This window comes from Streptomyces polyrhachis, assembly GCF_042663125.1.
GTDB lineage: Bacteria > Actinomycetota > Actinomycetes > Streptomycetales > Streptomycetaceae > Streptomyces > Streptomyces polyrhachii.
This window is the reverse complement of record NZ_JBHSZO010000006.1, coordinates 59653-75485: the sequence shown is the minus strand read 5'-3', so window position 1 is coordinate 75485 and position 15833 is coordinate 59653. Positions and strand designations below refer to the sequence as shown.

The following is a 15833-nucleotide window of genomic DNA, read 5'->3' as shown; positions in this document are numbered from 1 at the left end:
GACGGCCCCCCGCGCACCGGCGAGGGTGCGCGGGGGGCCGTACCGCAGAGGTGCCGTGTCAGCCCTTGCGGGTGGTGACTTCCTCGGTCAGCTGCGGCACGACGGCGAACAGGTCGCCCACCACGCCGTAGTCGACCAGGTCGAAGATCGGCGCCTCGGCGTCCTTGTTGATCGCGACGATCGTCTTCGAGGTCTGCATGCCGGCCCGGTGCTGGATCGCGCCGGAGATGCCCGCCGCGATGTACAGCTGCGGGGAGACGGACTTGCCGGTCTGGCCCACCTGGTTGGTGTGCGGGTACCAGCCGGCGTCCACCGCGGCCCGCGAGGCGCCCACGGCCGCGCCGAGGGAGTCGGCGAGGGCCTCGATGATCGCGAAGTTCTCCGAGCCGTTCACCCCGCGGCCACCGGAGACGACGATCGCGGCCTCCGTCAGCTCGGGACGCCCGGAGGAGACGCGGGGGGTGCGGGCGACGACCTTCGTGCCGCGCGCCGCGTCGGAGAACTCCACCGCGAGGGCCTCCACCGCGCCGGCGGCGGCAGCGGCCTCCACCGGGGCGGAGTTCGGCTTGACGGTGATGACCGGGGTGCCGTGCGAGACCCGCGAGCGCGTGGTGAAGGACGCCGCGAACGCCGACTGCGTGGCCACCGGGCCCTCGTCGCCGGCCTCGACGTCCACCGCGTCCGTGATCACACCGGAGCCCAGGCGCAGCGCGAGGCGGGCCGCGATCTCCTTGTTCTCCCCCGAGGAGGGGATCAGGACGGCGGCCGGGGAGACCGCGGCGACTGCGGCCTGCAGGGCGTCGACCTTCGGCACCACGAGGTAGTCGGCGAACTCGGGGGCGTCGGCGGTCAGCACCTTGACGGCGCCGTGCTCGCCCAGCACACCGGCGGTCGCCTCGGCGCCCTCGCCGAGCGCGACGGCCACCGGCTCACCGAGGCGGCGTGCCAGCGTCAGCAACTCCAGGGTCGGCTTGCGCACCGCGCCGCCGACGTGATCCACGTACACCAGAACTTCAGCCATGACGATTCACTCCAAGAACGAGGAAGAAGGGGGGACCTGCGAGCGGGACGGGGCTCAGATGAACTTCTGGCCCGCGAGGAACTCGGCAAGCTGACGCCCGCCCTCTCCCTCGTCCTTCACGACCGTGCCCGCGGTGCGCGCCGGACGCGCCGCCGCGGAGTCCACCGCGGTCCAGGCGCCGGCCAGGCCCACCGTCTCGCTGTCCAGGTCCAGGTCGGAGAGGTCCAGGGACTCCACCGGCTTCTTCTTCGCCGCCATGATCCCCTTGAACGACGGGTAGCGGGCCTCGCCCGACTGGTCCGTCACGGAGACCACGGCGGGCAGCGAGGCGGACAGCTCCTCGGTCGCCGCGTCGCCGTCGCGGCGGCCGGTGACCGTGCCGTCGGAGATCGAGACCTCGGACAGCAGCGTCACCTGCGGCACGCCCAGGCGCTCGGCCAGCAGCGCGGGCAGGACGCCCATGGTGCCGTCGGTGGAGGCCATGCCGCAGACGACCACGTCGTAGCCGGCCTGCTCGACGGCCTTGGCGAGCACCAGCGAGGTGCCCATCACGTCGGTGCCGTGCAGCTCGTCGTCCTCGACGTGCACCGCCTTGTCCGCGCCCATCGACAGCGCCTTGCGCACGGCGTCGCGCGCGTCCTCGGGGCCCACCGTCACCACGGTGACCTCGGCGTCGTCGGCCGCCTCCGCGAGCTGGAGCGCCTGCTCCACCGCGTACTCGTCCAGCTCCGAGAGCAGACCGTCGACGGACTCACGGTCCGTGGTCAGGTCCTCCGCGAAACCACGGTCGCCCGTGGCATCCGGCACGTACTTCACACAGACAACGATCCTCAACGTCACGCTGGTCTCTCCTACGCCTCGTCCTCAAAACTGCCCTGCTGGCAGCATAAGTGCCCTCGCGGGCTGCCTCCGGGCGGGCCGTGCAAGGGTCCGACCAGATTATTACTCGCCAGTACATCCACCTGCGGCCGGGGTTTCAAGGCCGGTGGACTGTGACCTTCCCTACGCAGGCCCCCGTCACTCGACTCGGCCTGCGCCAGCCCGTGTTGGGGCCTCCGCGCCCGGGTCGAGAGCCGCGCCGAGGGCCGCGATCACGTCCGCCTTGCGCGGCTGGCCGACCGCCTGCCGCACCACCCGGCCGGCGGCGTCGAGGAGCAGCACGGTGGGCGTGGAGCGCACCGCCATCCGACGTACCAGTTCCAGGTGGGCCTCCGCGTCCACCTCCACGTGCGCCACCCCCGCCACCAGCGCGGCGACCTCGGCCAACACCCGGCGGGTGGCCCGGCAGGGCTGGCAGAAGGCGGTGGAGAACTGCACCAGGGTGGCGCGCTCCCCCAGCTCCCGGATACCAAGTTCCCGTGCGGTCAGCCGTTTCTCCATCTCCCCAGGATGCAGTACGCCGGACGGGTGCGTGACAAAGGTCTCCCCCCGCCCCCGTACGCCCCACTTGGCGCCGGGCACCGGATGGGAAAGGATCGGACGACAGAACCTACGCGCGCGTAACCTCCACCAGGAGCGTCCCCCTCCGGGACGGAGAAGGGATTCACCACACCATGGCAGAGCTTGTGTACCGACCGGTCATCGGGGCCGCCCTCGGCCTCTTCAAGGCCCTGGACCTGAAGATCGACCTGCGGGGGTCGGAGCACATCCCGACGCGGGGCGGCGCGGTGCTCGCCAGCAACCACATCAGCTACCTGGACTTCATCCTCTGCGGCTACGCGGCGCTCCCGGCCAAGCGGCTGGTGCGGTTCATGGCCAAGGAGTCGGTCTTCCGGCACAAGGTCTCCGGTCCGCTGATGCGGGCGATGAAGCACATCCCCGTCGACCGCTCGCAGGGCGCCCAGGCGTACTCCCACGCGCTCGACGCGCTGCGCTCCGGGGAGATCATCGGTGTCTTCCCGGAGGCGACGATCTCGCAGTCCTTCACGCTGAAGGGCTTCAAGAACGGTGCGGCCCGGCTGGCGCAGGAGGCGGGCGTACCGCTGATCCCGATGTCGCTGTGGGGAACGCAGCGGATCTGGACCAAGGGGCAGCCCCGCAACTTCGGACGCGACCACCTGCCCGTCACGCTGCGGGTGGGCGAGGCGCTGGAGACGTCCGCGCAGGAGACCCCGGACGCGCTCACCGTGCGGCTGAAGGAGCGGATGCAGGAGCTGCTGGAGGCCGCGCAGCACGCCTACCCCGACCGCCCGAAGGGGCCGCAGGACAGCTGGTGGCTGCCGCGCCACCTCGGCGGCACGGCGCCCGAGCCCGCCGGGGCCTGAGCCGGCCGCGTCCTGAGCCGGCACGCGGGCGGGCCCCCGACCGGATGATCCGGTCGGGGGCCCGCCTGTTCGTTTCGTACGCCCTCAGGCGCGGCCCATCTCCTCGGCCACCGCCTCGACGAAGGCGTCGACGTCGTCGGGGGTGGTGTCGTAGGAGCACATCCAGCGCACGACGCCGTCGGACTCGTCCCAGAAGTAAAAACGGAACTGCTTCTGCAGTCGCACGGAGACGTCGTGCGGCAGCCGGGCGAAGACGCCGTTGGCCTGGACCGGGTAGAGGATCTCCACGCCGTCCACCGCGCGGACCCCGGCGGCCAGGCGCCTGGCCATGGCGTTGGACTGGCGGGCGTTGCGCAGCCAGAGGTCCTTGGCGAGCAGGGCCTCGAACTGCACCGAGACGAAGCGCATCTTGGAGGCGAGCTGCATCGACAGCTTGCGCAGGTGCTTCATCGCGCGTACCGCGTCGGGGTTGAGGACGACGACCGCCTCGCCGAGCATCATGCCGTTCTTCGTGCCGCCGTAGGAGAGCACGTCGACGCCGGCGACGTTGGTGAACGCCCGCATGGGGACGTCCAGATGGGCGGCGGCGTTGGCGATCCGCGCCCCGTCGAGGTGCACCTTCATGCCGCGCTCGTGGGCGAAGTCGCAGATCTCCCTGACCTCGTCGGGCGTGTAGACCGTGCCCAGCTCGGTGGCCTGGGTGATCGAGACGACCTGGGGCATCGCCCGGTGCTCGTCCTCCCAGCCCCAGGCCTCGCGCTCGATCAGCTCGGGGGTGAGCTTGCCGTCCGGGGTGGGGACGGTGAGGAGCTTCAGGCCGCCGACGCGCTCGGGGGCGCCGCCCTCGTCGACGTTGATGTGTGCGCTCCGGGCGCAGATCACCGCGCCCCAGCGGTCGGTCAGCGCCTGCAGGGCGACGACGTTGGCGCCCGTGCCGTTGAAGACCGGGAAGGCCTGCGCCAGGCCGCCGAAGTGGCTGCGGAAGACCTGCTGGAGGTGGTCGGTGTACTCGTCGTCGCCGTAGGAGACCTGGTGGCCGCCGTTGGCGAGGGCTATCGCCGCGAGGATCTCCGGGTGGATGCCGGCGTAGTTGTCGCTGGCGAAACCGCGGACCTCGGTGCTGTGGCGCTGCTTGGCGTCCGTCTGGCGGGGGGTGCTCCCGGTGGTCTTCATCAGGGTGTCCCTCACTGCTCGGGCGTGAGCCACTGGCGGGTCCCGTTCAGCTCGGCCACGGGCCTGGACCACAGCCCGGTGATCGACACCGCGAGGTCCTCCACGTCGGTGAAGCCGGGGAACTTCCCCTCCGGGTTGGCGGCGCGCATCGCGTCGTTCACCAGCGCCTTGACGACCAGGATGACGGCGGCGGCCTGCGGGCCCGCCTCGCCGCCGGCCTTCTTGAAGGCGCTGCCCAGGGCCAGTGTCCACGCCTCGGCGGCGGCCTTGGCGGCGCCGTAGGCGGCGTTGCCGCCGGTGGGCTTGGCCGAGCCGGCCGCGCTGACCAGCACGAAGCGGCCGTTGCCGCCGCTGCGCTCCAGGGCGCCCTCGAAGGCCAGCGAGGTGTGCTGCACGGTGCGGATCAGCAGCTTGTGCAGCAGCTCCCAGTCGGCCAGGTCCGTCTGGGCGAAGTTCTTGGAGCCGCGCCAGCCGCCGACCAGGTGCACCAGGCCGTCGACGCGGCCGTGCTCGTCCTCGATGCGCGCGGCCCAGTCGCGGGTGGCGTCCAGGTCGAGGAGGTCGACGACCTCGCCGCTGACGGACGCCTGCGGGTGGGCGGCGCGGGCCGCCGCCACCGCGGCGCCCAGCCGCTCGGCGTCGGCGTCGCAGCCCACGACGCTCGCCCCGGCCGCCGCCAGGGCGCGCAGCGCCGCGCTGCCGGCGGGGCCGCCGGCCCCGGCGACCGCGACCACGGCGCCGTGCAGGGGACCGCCAGTGCTCTCCACGTCCGTCATACTCTCTGCCTCTCCGCCGCGGCCGGCCGCGGTGCCGTCCGCTGTCTGTCCACTGTGCCCGTACGCCCCGCTCATGCGGCGGCCTGCTCCGAGGTCGCGGTGATGCCCTTGGTCGCGGCGATCACTCCGCGCAGCTTCTTCGACAGGGCCTCGTAGAACATGCTGAGCGGGAACTCGTCCGCGAGCACCTCGTCGACGAGCTTACGGGGCGGCTGCGACAGGTCGAGGGCGTCGGGGCCCTTGGCCCACACGGAGCCCGGGTGCGGGGCGAGGTAGGCGGCGACCAGCTCGTGCGCCTTGAACCAGTGCACCAGCTTGGGGCGGTCGATGCCCTCGCGGTAGAGGGTCTCGATCTCGCGGCGGAGCATGTCGGTGACCTCGCGGGCGCGGTCCCAGTCGATGCTCAGGCGGTTGTCCGTCCAGCGCAGGGCGTCGTGCTTGTGGAGGTAGGCGAAGAGGAGCTGGCCGCCGACACCGTCGTAGTTGCGGTTGCGGTCGCCGGTGACGGGGAAGCGGAACATCCGGTCGAGCAGCACCGTGTACTGCACGTCGCGGCCGCGCGCCAGGCCCTCGTCGGCGAGCTTGCCGGCCTCGTGGAAGGCGGTCAGGTCGCAGCGCAGCTCCTCCAGCCCGTACATCCAGAACGGCTGGCGCTGCTTGATCATGAAGGGGTCGAAGGGCAGGTCGCCGCGGCTGTGGGTGCGGTCGTGGACCAGGTCCCACAGGACGAAGGTCTTCTCCGCGCGCTCCTGGTCGTCCAGCAGGCCGTCGGCGTCGGCGGGCAGCTGAAGGCCCGTGACCTCGACGGTCTCCTTGATGACCTTGCGGAAGCGGGCCGCCTCGCGGTCGCAGAAGATGGCGCCCCAGCTGAAGCGCTCCGGGACCTCGCGCACGGCGACGGTCTCGGGGAAGAGGACGGCGGAGTTGGTGTCGTACCCGGGGGTGAAGTCCTCGAAGGTGATGCCGAGGAAGAGCGGGTTGTCGTAGCGGTCGGCCTCCAGCTCGGCCAGCCAGTCGGGCCACACCAGGCGGAAGACGACGGCCTCCAGGTTGCGGTCCGGGTTGCCGTTCTGCGTGTACATCGGGAAGACCACCAGGTGCTGGCGGCCGTCGACGCGCTGCCCGGCGGGCTGGAAGGCCATCAGGGAGTCCAGGAAGTCCGGGACGGCGAAGCCGCCTTTCGCCCAGGCGTCCAGGTCCGCCACGAGGGCCTCGAAGTAGGCGGCGTCGTGGGGCAGCAGCGGCGCCAGCTCCCCGACGGCGGCGACGACGCGGCCCACGGCGTCCTCGACCGCGGGGCGCTGCGGGGCGCCCTCGGCGGTGAGGTCGATCGAGCCGTCGGCCGACTGCCAGGCGCGGATCTCCTCGACGGTCGACTTCAGCCGGGGCCAGGCCGGGTGGTCTACCACACGCCCGACGGGCGAAACATCGCCGCCAGTACGCTCAGGGACAAGGATTTCCGTCATTACCGACCCCTCCAAGGAGAACTTCTCGTATGACCACCGTAACGGTGTTCGACGATCTCCCTCAAGTGGAGCCGGTGGAGATTCCGCTGCGATCAGGTCACACGGGCGCCGATCTTCCCGTCGGGGCCGCCCGCGACCGCCGCGCCCGCATCCCGTTCGTCCCCGCTCTGGGATCCGGCGGGCCTGATCCGTACGGTAAGGAGTGGCCGCCCGAGGACGGGGAACGGTAGGGGGGTGCCCGTGAAACGGCCCCTGCGCCGCCGTTTTGCGAGCGGAGCCGCCACCGCAGACGGAAGCGAGACGACCGTGTCAATTCTGAGCATCGGGCACCGCGGGCTGATGGGCATCGAGCCCGAGAACACCCTGCGCTCCTTCATCCGTGCCGACCGCGAGCCCATGGACGCCATCGAGCTGGACCTCCACCTGAGCAAGGACGGCCACCTGGTGGTCATGCACGACGCGGCGGTGGACCGCACCACCGACGGCAGCGGGCTGGTCAGCGACCTCACCCTGGCCGAGCTGCGCCAGCTGGACGCCGGCGGGGGCGAGCGCGTCCCCGTCTTCGAGGAGGTCGTGGCGGCGGTCGGGGCCCCGCTGCAGGCCGAGATCAAGGACGCGGCCGCCGCGCGTGTACTCGCCGCGGTGATCGCCGAGCGCGGGCTGCTGGACCGGGTGGAGGTCATCTCCTTCCACGACGAGGCGCTGGCGGAGATCCGCCGGCTGCTCCCCACCGCGCGCACCGCGCTGGTCGCGGAGTTCTACGGCCTGGACGTGGTCGAGCGGGCGCACGCCGTGGGGGCGTACCTGCTCTCGCTGGACATCCGCCGCCTGACGCTGGAGGTGGTGGCGAAGGCGCACGCGAGCGGTCTGAAGGTCATCGCCTGGACCGTCAACACCCCGGAGGAACTGAAGATCGCCCAGGGGCTGGCGCTGGACGGCATCGTGACGGACCTGCCGGAGATCAGGCGGGCGGCGCGCTACACGGCGTGACGCGGGGGCGGCCCGCCCGGCGGGGGCTCAGGGCGCGAGGGGCTTGACCAGCAGCTCGAAGCGCAGGTCGGCGCGGCGCGGAAGGCCGAAGCGCTCCTCGCCGTACGGGAAGGGGCTCATCTCTCCCGTACGGCGGTAGCCGCGCCGCTCGTACCAGGCGATGAGGTCCTCGCGCACCGAGATCACCGTCATGTGCATGTCCCGTACGCCCCACGCGGCCACCACGTGGCGCTCGGCCTCCGCCAGGACCAGCCGCCCCAGTCCGCCGCCCTGGAGGAGGGGGCTGACCGCGAACATGCCGAAGTAGGCGTGCTCCCCGCGGTGCTCGAGCTGGCAGCAGGCGATGATCCCGCCCGCCGCGCCCCCCGTGCGCTCGGCGACCAGCATCCGGCTGCCGGGGGCTTTGACGACGGCCAGCACGGCCGCCTCGTCGGTGCGCCGCCCGTCGAGGATGTCGGCCTCCGTCGTCCAGCCGGCGCGGCTGCTCTCGCCGCGGTAGGCGGACTCGATCAGGCGCACCAGCGCGGGCACGTCGTCGGGCGTGGCGAGGCGCAGGGAGGTTTCGGCGGGATCCACGCCCCGAGCCTAACAAGCGTCCGCCGGCGCCTCCCTCCCGGTTCCCGCCCGGTCGACTGCCGTGCGCGCTCCCCCTTCTACCCCCGTGCGCCCCCGTAGGCGGCGAGTTGTCCGGGCATCCTCCCGCCGGACCGTTTCGCTCTCCGGCGCGCTCCAGGGCCGGCATCCTCCAGGGGGTCGTCATGCACGGACCGCCGCTCACGGGCTGGCTGCTGGTCGCCCTGAGCGCGAGCGTGGGCACCTACTGCCTGGCGCGGGCGGCGTCCGCCGCTGGCGCGGCGGAGCGGCGGGCGGCCGGCGGGGACGCGCTGATGGGGCTGGGCATGGCGGTGATGGCGCTCCCGGCGCCCGTGTCGGCGCCGCGGCCGTGGGCGGCCGTCGCCCTCGCCGTCGTCTTCGCCGGGGCGGCGCTGCACGCCCTCCTCGGCCCGCACCGGACGGCGGCGCACCTGCACCACGCGGTGGGGGCGCTGGCCATGGTCTACATGGCGCTCTGCGCAGGCACCTCCGGCGGCCACGGCCCACTGGGACCGCCCCTGCTCACGGCCGCCCTGCTCGCGTACTTCCTCGCCTACGTGCTGGCCTCCGGCGTACGGCTGGTGGCGGTCGGCGGCCATGCGGTCGCGGCGGGCGGATGGCGGGAGCGGCCGGAGCTGGCGGCGGGGTGCCGGGTGGCGATGGGGGTGGGGATGCTGGCGATGCTACTCGGGATGTGAGAGCGGCCTCGGGATGCGAGGGGCGCCGGCTCCCGCAAACGCGGTGAGGGCTGCGTCACTTCGCCCTGCCCGCTGTATCCGCGCACGGCCGCCCTCCCTAGGCTGGCCGCATGGTGATCGCGCTGGCGTTGCTGGTCCTGGGCGGTCTCACCGCTGCCCTCGCCCCCCGGCTGCTGCGGCGGGCCGCCTGGCCCGATCGCGAGCCGGTGCTCGCCCTGCTGGTCTGGCAGTGCCTGGTCGCGGCGGTGCTGCTGTGCTGCCTGCTCGCGATGCTGCTGAGCGCGGCCGCGGCCTGGTACGGGGTACGCCGCTCGGTGTTCGCCCCCGCGCCCGGCGGTGTCGTCGCCGCCTACGGCCTGCCCGGCGGCGGACCGTGGGCCGGGGCGCTGGCGGTGGCCCTCGCCGGCGGCGGGGCGTGGACGGGGCTGATGTTCGCCCGCGAGCTGCGGGAGGCGCGCGCCGGGCGCCGCAGGCAGCGGGCGCGGTTGCGGGCGCGGGCGCCCCGGCTGCCCGGCGAGGAGCCCGGCGACGTGCGGCTGCTGGTGCTGGAGGGCGAGCGGGCGGGCGTGTGGTGGCTGCCCGGCGGGCCGGCCGCGCAACTGGTGGTCACCACCGGCGCGCTGCGGCGGCTGAGGAGACGTCAGCTCGACGCCGTACTGGCGCACGAGCAGGGGCACTCCCGGGCCCGCCACCACTGGCTGGTCTACTGCGCGGGGGCACTGGCGACGGGCTTTCCCGGGGTTCCGGTCTTCGCGGGCTTCCGCGACGAGGTGCACCGGTTGTGCGAACTCGCCGCGGACGACGTGGCCTCGCGCCGCTTCGGGCGGCTGACGATCGCCACCGCGCTGGTCGAACTGAACGAGGAGCGGGGCGTCTTCGGCCCCTGCCCGCCGCGACCGGCCCAGGTGCCGCAGCGCGTGGACCGGCTGCTCGCCCAGGTGCCCCGGCTGCCGTGGCAGACCCGGCTGGGGGTGACGGCGACGGCCGCGCTGGTGGCGGCGGTGCCCGTACTGGTGACGTTCGCACCGGGCCTGAGCGCGCTGGGCTAGCGCTCCTGGGCGGCGTGGCAGCATCGGGGAGATGCCCCCGCCCACCCTCCTCCCCCCGGCGCCCGCCCTCCCCTGCGCGAAGCCCGCCAGACTGCTGCTCGCCGCGACGGCGGCCTGCTTCACCGTGCTGCTGGTGCTGGTCGCCGCCGGCTGGGGGCCGCTCATGGCCGCCGACCGCCGGGTGGCCGTCGCGCTCCACCGCTCGGCCGTGTCCTCCCCGACCTGGACGCACACCGCACGGGTGTTCACCGACTGGGTGTGGGATCCGTGGACGATGCGCCTGGCGCTGCTCGTCGCGGTGGTCTGGCTGCTGCGCCGCGGTGAACGCCGCACGGCGGCCTGGGTGTTCGCCACCGGCCTCCTCGCCACGCTCCTGCAGCAGGGGCTGAAGGCCGCCGTCGGCCGCGAGCGCCCGTACTGGCCCGACCCGGTGGACAGCGCCCGCTACGCGGCCTTCCCCTCCGGTCACGCGATGTCCGCCGCCGTCGCCTGCGGGCTGCTGCTGTGGCTGCTGCGGCGGTACGGGACCACGCGGCGCACGTGGCACCTGGCCCGCGGGGCGGCGGCCGGCACGGTGGTGGGGGTCGGCTTCACCCGGGTCTACCTGGGGGTGCACTGGCCGAGCGACGTCCTGGGCGGCTGGCTGCTCGGCGCCCTCCTCGCCGGCGCCTCCGTCTGCCTGTACGGGACGTACGGGCGCTCCCTTCCGGCAGGGCGGGGCCGCTCGTTAGAGTCGCCGCCATGACGATCATCAAAGGTGTGCTCTTCGACGCGTCCGGGACCCTGCTGCGCATCGAGTCCGCGCTCAGCGCGCTGCGGGCGCTCCTCGACCGCCACGGCATAGCGGCGGCGGACGAGGAGGTACGGGCCTGCGCCCAGCGGCTCGACGCCGCCGGCGCCATCCCCGGCGGCACCCCGCCCCAGGTGGTGCCGGCGCCTCTCGCGGAGGTGTGGGAGGCGCGCGACGAGAGCCCCGCCCAGCACCGCGCGGCGTTCACCGGGCTGGCCCGCGAGGTCGAACTGCCCTGGCCGGGCCTCGACGTCGGGGAGATCTACGACCGCAGCATGACGGCGGACGCTTGGCGGCTGTACCCGGACGCGCTGGAGGTGCTCGGCGCGCTGCGCGAACGCGGGCTGCGCACCGCGGTGGTGAGCAACGTCGGCTTCGACTGGCGTCCGGTCTTCACGGCGCTGGGCCTGGACCCGTACCTCGACGCCCACGTCTTCTCCTACGAGGTGGGCCTCGTGAAGCCCGATCCGCGGATCTTCCAGCTGGCCTGCGCCAAGCTCGACCTGGCGCCGCGGGAGGTGCTGATGGTCGGCGACGAGCGGCGCAAGGACGGCGGCGCGGTGGCGGCCGGCTGCCGCTACCTGCCGGTGGACCACCTGCCCGTCGAGGACCGCCCGGACGGCCTGCGCCCGGTGCTCGCGCAGCTGGACTGAGGGCCGGTCAGGGGGACGGCCGGGCCAGAACGCGCGGAATCCCCTCGCGCAGGAAGGCGCGGGCCAGGCGCGCGCGGCGCAGCCGCCAGCGCGGACCGGCGGGCGCGGGCGCCTCGTAGCGGCGGCGGCGGATGTCCTCGACCAGTTCGGGAGGGGCGGCCAGGTCGGCGAGCACGCCGAGGGCCGCCCTTTTCGTGATCAGGCGGCCGTCCGCGAGGGTGACGGAGGCGCGGGCGAGCATGAGCGGCCCGTAGTCCACCCACATGTCGCGCAGCCACAGCCGCCGCTTGCCGGCGGCCGGGAGGAGGACGTCGCGCACGTCGGCGCGGATGTACGCGGCGAGGTCCGCGTCGGCGACCTCCGGGACGATGCCGCGCGGGCCCGGGCCGTACAACGCGTGCTCCCCCAGGAGCAGTTCGCGCCGCCAGACAAGGCTGATCGGCTTGGGGCGCAGGCCGTTGTAGGACCAGTTCAGATGCGGGCGGGCGGGATCGTCCCAGGCGTCGCGGACGACGTAGTTGCAGTGCAGCCTCCCGGCCAGCGGGCCCTCCCGCTCCAGCCCGCGGTGCAGCGCGACGACGGCGCCGCGCTGCGGGCGGGAGAGGGGCGCGGCGAGCACGGCCACCGCGTCGATGTCACTGGCGCCCTCCTGGTAGTCGCCCAGGGCGAGCGATCCGTGCAGCCACAGCGCGTCGAGCGCGACGGCGGCGCGCAGCTCGGTGAGGAAGCGCGCCAGCAGCGTCTCGGTGCGATCCATTCGGCCGTCCGCCCCTCTCCCGCGCCCCCGCGGAGACTGGTGAGGCCCCGCGACGGGGGGACGCGGGGCCTCGTACGGGGAACGGGCGGCGCCGCCGGGTGGTTCCCGGGTGCGGGGAGGGGCCGGTGGGGTCCGGGCGGTCCCCCGCTCCGCCCGGACCCCACCGAGAACAAAGGGCATCAGTCGTACGCCGTCCCCCAAAGCCCCGGAAAGTATACGGGCCGCTGATCGACCGCGGGGGGATTCCCGCCGTACCGGACAGCCGCCCCGCCGCCCGGCCCCGCGGCGGGGATTGCGCGCCACGTTCGATTCTGCTGTGCTGATCCACTCTTCAACCCACCTGATCAGAAAGGCAGTTGTGAGCGATCATCAAGTGTCCCCGATCGATCCGGCAACGCCCCACGCCGCGCGGATCTGGAACTACTGGATGGGCGGCCAGGACAACTACCCGGCCGACCGCGAGGCGGGCGACGCGGTCGCCGAGGTCTACCCGGACATCGTCACCATGGCCGTGCAGTCCCGGCGGTTCCTCGTCCGCGTCGTGCGCCATCTGGCCGGCGAGGCGGGCATCCGCCAGTTCCTGGACATCGGGACGGGCCTGCCCACCATGCAGAACACCCACGAGGTGGCCCAGGGCATCGCCCCCGACTCCAGGGTCGTGTACGTCGACAACGACCCGCTGGTGCTGGCGCACGCCGAGGCGCTGCTGCGCGCCGTCACCCCCGAGGGCGTCACGACGTACGTCCACGCCGACTACCACGACCCGGAGTTCATCGTCGCCGAGGCCGCCAGAACGCTCGACCTCAGCCGGCCGGTGGCCGTGATGTTCATGGGCGTCCTGGGCTACGAGCCGGACCACGCGGTGCAGCGGTCCATCGTCGCCACGGTGATGGCGGCCATGCCCGCCGGGAGCCGTCTGGTGCTGTGGGACGGCACGGACACCGGCGAGGCCGTCGTGGAGGGCGGCGAGAAGCTGGTGGAGTCCGGCGGGGTGCCGTACATCCTGCGCAGTCCGCAGCAGCTGGGCGAGTGCTTCGCCGGGATGGAGCTGGCCGAGCCGGGCATGGTGCCGATCACCCGGTGGCGCCCCTCGGAGCAGGAGGCGCGGGACGCCGTCCACATCGACGCCTACGGCGCGGTGGGGCGCAAGCTCTAGAACGCCCGGAGCGCACAGCCCCGCGGACGCGTACCGCCGCCCACGGCCGGAGCCGTGGGCGGCGGTGGTGTGCGCGAGCAGCTCAGCGGTAGTCGGGCTGGGTCTGCACGTTGAGCTCGCCGAGGCGGACGGACTTGGCGCTGTCGGTCAGCGCGTCGTCGATCCGCAGCACGTCGAAGCCCTTGCGGATGTCGTTGCTGTAGACGTAGCCGTTGTAGTAGTAGGCGCTCCAGGAGCCGCCGACGATCGCCTCGGTGGCCGAGAGCGGGCCGCGCTCGAAGTAGCCGATCTCCTTGGGGTTGGCCGAGTCGGTGAAGTCCCAGAACGAGACGCCGCCCTGGTACCAGGCCTGCACCATGATGTCGCGGTTGCCGCCGACCGGGATCAGCGAGCCGTTGTGGGCGACGCAGTTCTCGTTGGCGGCCTGGTGCCGGTCGATCTTGTAGTAGCTCTTGAAGACCAGCTTGCGGTCCACGAGGTCGTAGATGCCGTTCGCGCCGTGCGTCGGGCCGGTCTTCTCGTCGCAGGTCGCGCCGCCGCCACCGCCGAGCTCGTCGGTGAAGACGACCTTGGTGCCGCTCTCGTTGAACGTCGCCGAGTGCCAGAACGCGAAGTTCTCGTCGTCCTGGACGCGGTCGATGACCTGCGGCGCCGCCGGGTCGGAGACGTCCAGCAGGATGCCGTCACCCATGCAGGCGCCCGCAGCGATCTTCTGCGACGGGAACACGGTGATGTCGTGGCAGCCGCTGGTCTCGGTGACCGGGCCGGGGCCCGGGTTGCCGCCGTCGGGGAAGAGCACCGGGAAGTCGACCACCGCGGCGTCCTGGGGCGCGCCCCGGGGGACCTTGACGACGGAGATGCCGTCGTGCGGCGGCTGGCAGTCCGGGAACGTCGCGTTCGGGAAGTACGAGGAGACGTAGACGTAGATGTCGCGGCCGTCCGGCACCAGCGTGTGGGTGTGCGAACCGCAGGCCGTCTCGACGGAGGAGACGTACTTCGGGTCGCGCTTGTCGCTGATGTCGAAGATCTTCAGCCCCTCCCAGGCCGCCTTCTCCGTCGCGGGCAGGCTCGTGCTGTTGCACGAGTTGTCGCTGCGCGAGGAGTCGGTGGACAGGAAGAGCAGATCGCCGGAGACCGAGATGTCGTTCTGCGAGCCGGGGCAGAGGACCTCGGTGACGATCTTCGGGCTCGACGGCCTGGTGATGTCGTAGATGGTGAAACCGTTGTAGTTGCCGGCGAACGCGTACTTCCCCTGGAAGGCGATGTCCGTGTTGAGGCTCGTCAGCGCGTGCTGCGGGATGTTCGCGACATGCTTGACGTTCGGGCTGTGGACGACCTCGTCCACGCCGGGGATCTCGCCCGCCGCGATGGCCGCCTTGGCCTGGGCCTTCTCGGTCGCGCTCAGCGCGCCGCCGGCCTTGGGCGTACCGGGGTCCGGAACAGCGACCGCGGGGCCGGCGGCGAGCAGCGAGGCGAACAGCCCGATCGCGGCTGCCGCCACGCCGAGTCGCCTGCGCCGCACGCGGGGTGTGTGCAACGACGTCACGTCGTCCTCCCTTGTCTCCACTAGGAGTTGGTGGGGGGTAGCCCCTGCAGTATTTGCTTATTGCGTGTACAACTCAACCGCTCTTCCGCAGTTGGCAACGAATCTGTAATCAAAGATCAGGAACCACCGGTGGGAGCATCGTGCTAGGAACGTGCTGTCCACGCAGTACGCCCCCTGGAGGCCCCTGTGCTTCGCTCGCGCCCGCTGACCGCTCTCGCCGCCCTGGCCGCCCTCGCCTTCGCCGTGACCGGGTGTACGGACGACGCGGGATCCGGGGACACGCAGGGACAGGGCGGACGGTCCGTCGTCCAGCCGGGGAAGCCCGGCGAGAAGAGCCGGACGCTCTCCCCCGGCGAGGCGGCGAAGGAGGGCCACGACGACACCCCCAACAGCGCCGACTACGCCTACGTCCAGATGATGATCACGCACCACGAGCAGGCGCTGGTCATGACCGAACTGGCCGCCGAGCACGCCTCCGCGGCGAAGGTCGGCAAGCTCGCCTCCCGGATCGCCGCCGCGCAGGGGCCGGAGATCCGCGCGATGAAGGGCTGGCTGGAGCAGAACGACGGCCTCCAGCGGCACGACGGCCACGCCCACTCCTCGATGCCCGGAATGGCGACACCGGCGCAGCTGGACGAACTGCGAAAGGCGCGCGGAGCGGCGTTCGACAAGCTCTTCCTCACCCTGATGATCGCCCATCACGAGGGGGCGGTCGCGATGGCCACCGACGTGCTGGGCAAGGGCAACAACGTCGCCGTCGAGCAGATGGCCGGCGACGTGGCGGCGCAGCAGACCTCCGAGATCGCGCGGATGCGCGGGCTGCTGTAGCCGCCGGCTCTCCGCCTGGGGCCGCCGGCTCTCCGCCGACCCGCCGTCAACCGGGCTCACTCCCCCGCGAGT

General features: G+C 72.8%; 18 protein-coding genes. 9 read left to right on the top strand and 9 right to left on the bottom strand.

The window, feature by feature from the left end:
• Positions 1–58: 58 nt before the first annotated feature.
• From ACFQLX_RS05665 to ACFQLX_RS05655, 3 genes are all read right to left on the bottom strand, one after another.
• Positions 59–1021 carry an electron transfer flavoprotein subunit alpha/FixB family protein gene (locus ACFQLX_RS05665; RefSeq protein WP_386412641.1) on the bottom strand — a complete coding sequence of 321 codons (963 nt, stop codon included), beginning with the start codon at positions 1019–1021 and terminating at the stop codon, positions 59–61.
• Positions 1022–1075: 54 nt separating this feature from the next.
• Entirely contained in the window at positions 1076–1861 is a 786-nt protein-coding gene (locus ACFQLX_RS05660; protein WP_386412638.1) for an electron transfer flavoprotein subunit beta/FixA family protein, read from the bottom strand.
• 177 nt (positions 1862–2038) lie between these two features.
• Entirely contained in the window at positions 2039–2401 is a 363-nt protein-coding gene (locus ACFQLX_RS05655; RefSeq protein ID WP_386412636.1) for a TlpA family protein disulfide reductase, read from the bottom strand.
• A 173-nt stretch (positions 2402–2574) separates the two neighbouring features.
• On the opposite strand from ACFQLX_RS05655, the gene ACFQLX_RS05650 reads away from it, so the two are divergent.
• Complete coding sequence (locus ACFQLX_RS05650; RefSeq protein ID WP_386412633.1) at positions 2575–3285, top strand: lysophospholipid acyltransferase family protein; 711 nt, start codon at positions 2575–2577, stop codon at positions 3283–3285.
• A gap of 84 nt (positions 3286–3369) precedes the next feature.
• Here the strand turns inward: ACFQLX_RS05650 and ACFQLX_RS05645 are convergent, their stop codons facing one another.
• The 3 genes from ACFQLX_RS05645 to ACFQLX_RS05635 form a co-directional block, all read right to left on the bottom strand.
• Positions 3370–4458, bottom strand: a complete 1089-nt coding sequence (locus ACFQLX_RS05645) for a threonine aldolase family protein (protein ID WP_386412630.1) — start codon at positions 4456–4458, stop codon at positions 3370–3372.
• 11 nt (positions 4459–4469) lie between these two features.
• Positions 4470–5234 carry an SDR family NAD(P)-dependent oxidoreductase gene (locus tag ACFQLX_RS05640; protein ID WP_386412628.1) on the bottom strand — a complete coding sequence of 255 codons (765 nt, stop codon included), beginning with the start codon at positions 5232–5234 and terminating at the stop codon, positions 4470–4472.
• Between the two features lie 71 nt (positions 5235–5305).
• Positions 5306–6700 carry a DUF6421 family protein gene (locus ACFQLX_RS05635; RefSeq protein WP_386412625.1) on the bottom strand — a complete coding sequence of 465 codons (1395 nt, stop codon included), beginning with the start codon at positions 6698–6700 and terminating at the stop codon, positions 5306–5308.
• A gap of 29 nt (positions 6701–6729) precedes the next feature.
• On the opposite strand from ACFQLX_RS05635, the gene ACFQLX_RS05630 reads away from it, so the two are divergent.
• On the top strand, positions 6730–6930 hold the full coding sequence (locus ACFQLX_RS05630) for a hypothetical protein (RefSeq protein WP_386412623.1): 201 nt from the start codon (positions 6730–6732) through the stop codon (positions 6928–6930).
• Between the two features lie 76 nt (positions 6931–7006).
• Positions 7007–7690, top strand: coding sequence for a glycerophosphodiester phosphodiesterase (locus tag ACFQLX_RS05625; protein WP_386412620.1), 684 nt, complete (start codon positions 7007–7009; stop codon positions 7688–7690).
• Positions 7691–7717: 27 nt separating this feature from the next.
• Here the strand turns inward: ACFQLX_RS05625 and ACFQLX_RS05620 are convergent, their stop codons facing one another.
• A complete protein-coding gene (locus ACFQLX_RS05620) occupies positions 7718–8266 on the bottom strand; it encodes a GNAT family N-acetyltransferase (protein ID WP_386412618.1) in 549 nt (182 codons plus the stop codon).
• A 182-nt stretch (positions 8267–8448) separates the two neighbouring features.
• On the opposite strand from ACFQLX_RS05620, the gene ACFQLX_RS05615 reads away from it, so the two are divergent.
• From ACFQLX_RS05615 to ACFQLX_RS05600, 4 genes are all read left to right on the top strand, one after another.
• Entirely contained in the window at positions 8449–8982 is a 534-nt protein-coding gene (locus tag ACFQLX_RS05615; RefSeq protein ID WP_386412617.1) for a DUF5134 domain-containing protein, read from the top strand.
• 110 nt (positions 8983–9092) lie between these two features.
• The gene (locus ACFQLX_RS05610) at positions 9093–10031 is read left to right on the top strand and encodes a M56 family metallopeptidase (RefSeq protein ID WP_386412615.1); all 939 of its coding nucleotides are present in this window, start codon (positions 9093–9095) and stop codon (positions 10029–10031) included.
• 31 nt (positions 10032–10062) lie between these two features.
• The gene (locus ACFQLX_RS05605) at positions 10063–10776 is read left to right on the top strand and encodes a phosphatase PAP2 family protein (protein ID WP_386412613.1); all 714 of its coding nucleotides are present in this window, start codon (positions 10063–10065) and stop codon (positions 10774–10776) included.
• The gene (locus ACFQLX_RS05600; protein ID WP_386412611.1) at positions 10773–11474 is read left to right on the top strand and encodes an HAD-IA family hydrolase; all 702 of its coding nucleotides are present in this window, start codon (positions 10773–10775) and stop codon (positions 11472–11474) included. The genes ACFQLX_RS05605 and ACFQLX_RS05600 overlap by 4 nt, the downstream gene beginning before the upstream one ends.
• 7 nt (positions 11475–11481) lie before the next feature.
• On the opposite strand, the gene ACFQLX_RS05595 is transcribed toward ACFQLX_RS05600, so the two are convergent.
• On the bottom strand, positions 11482–12231 hold the full coding sequence (locus tag ACFQLX_RS05595) for a nucleotidyltransferase domain-containing protein (protein WP_386412610.1): 750 nt from the start codon (positions 12229–12231) through the stop codon (positions 11482–11484).
• A 358-nt stretch (positions 12232–12589) separates the two neighbouring features.
• On the opposite strand from ACFQLX_RS05595, the gene ACFQLX_RS05590 reads away from it, so the two are divergent.
• Complete coding sequence (locus ACFQLX_RS05590; RefSeq protein ID WP_386412608.1) at positions 12590–13387, top strand: SAM-dependent methyltransferase; 798 nt, start codon at positions 12590–12592, stop codon at positions 13385–13387.
• A gap of 82 nt (positions 13388–13469) precedes the next feature.
• Here ACFQLX_RS05590 and ACFQLX_RS05585 read toward each other — a convergent pair whose 3' ends face one another.
• Positions 13470–14933, bottom strand: coding sequence for an LVIVD repeat-containing protein (locus tag ACFQLX_RS05585; protein ID WP_386412605.1), 1464 nt, complete (start codon positions 14931–14933; stop codon positions 13470–13472).
• 186 nt (positions 14934–15119) lie between these two features.
• Between ACFQLX_RS05585 and ACFQLX_RS05580 the strand changes: the two genes are divergently transcribed.
• Positions 15120–15761, top strand: coding sequence for a DUF305 domain-containing protein (locus ACFQLX_RS05580; protein ID WP_386412603.1), 642 nt, complete (start codon positions 15120–15122; stop codon positions 15759–15761).
• Positions 15762–15833 lie beyond the last annotated feature (72 nt).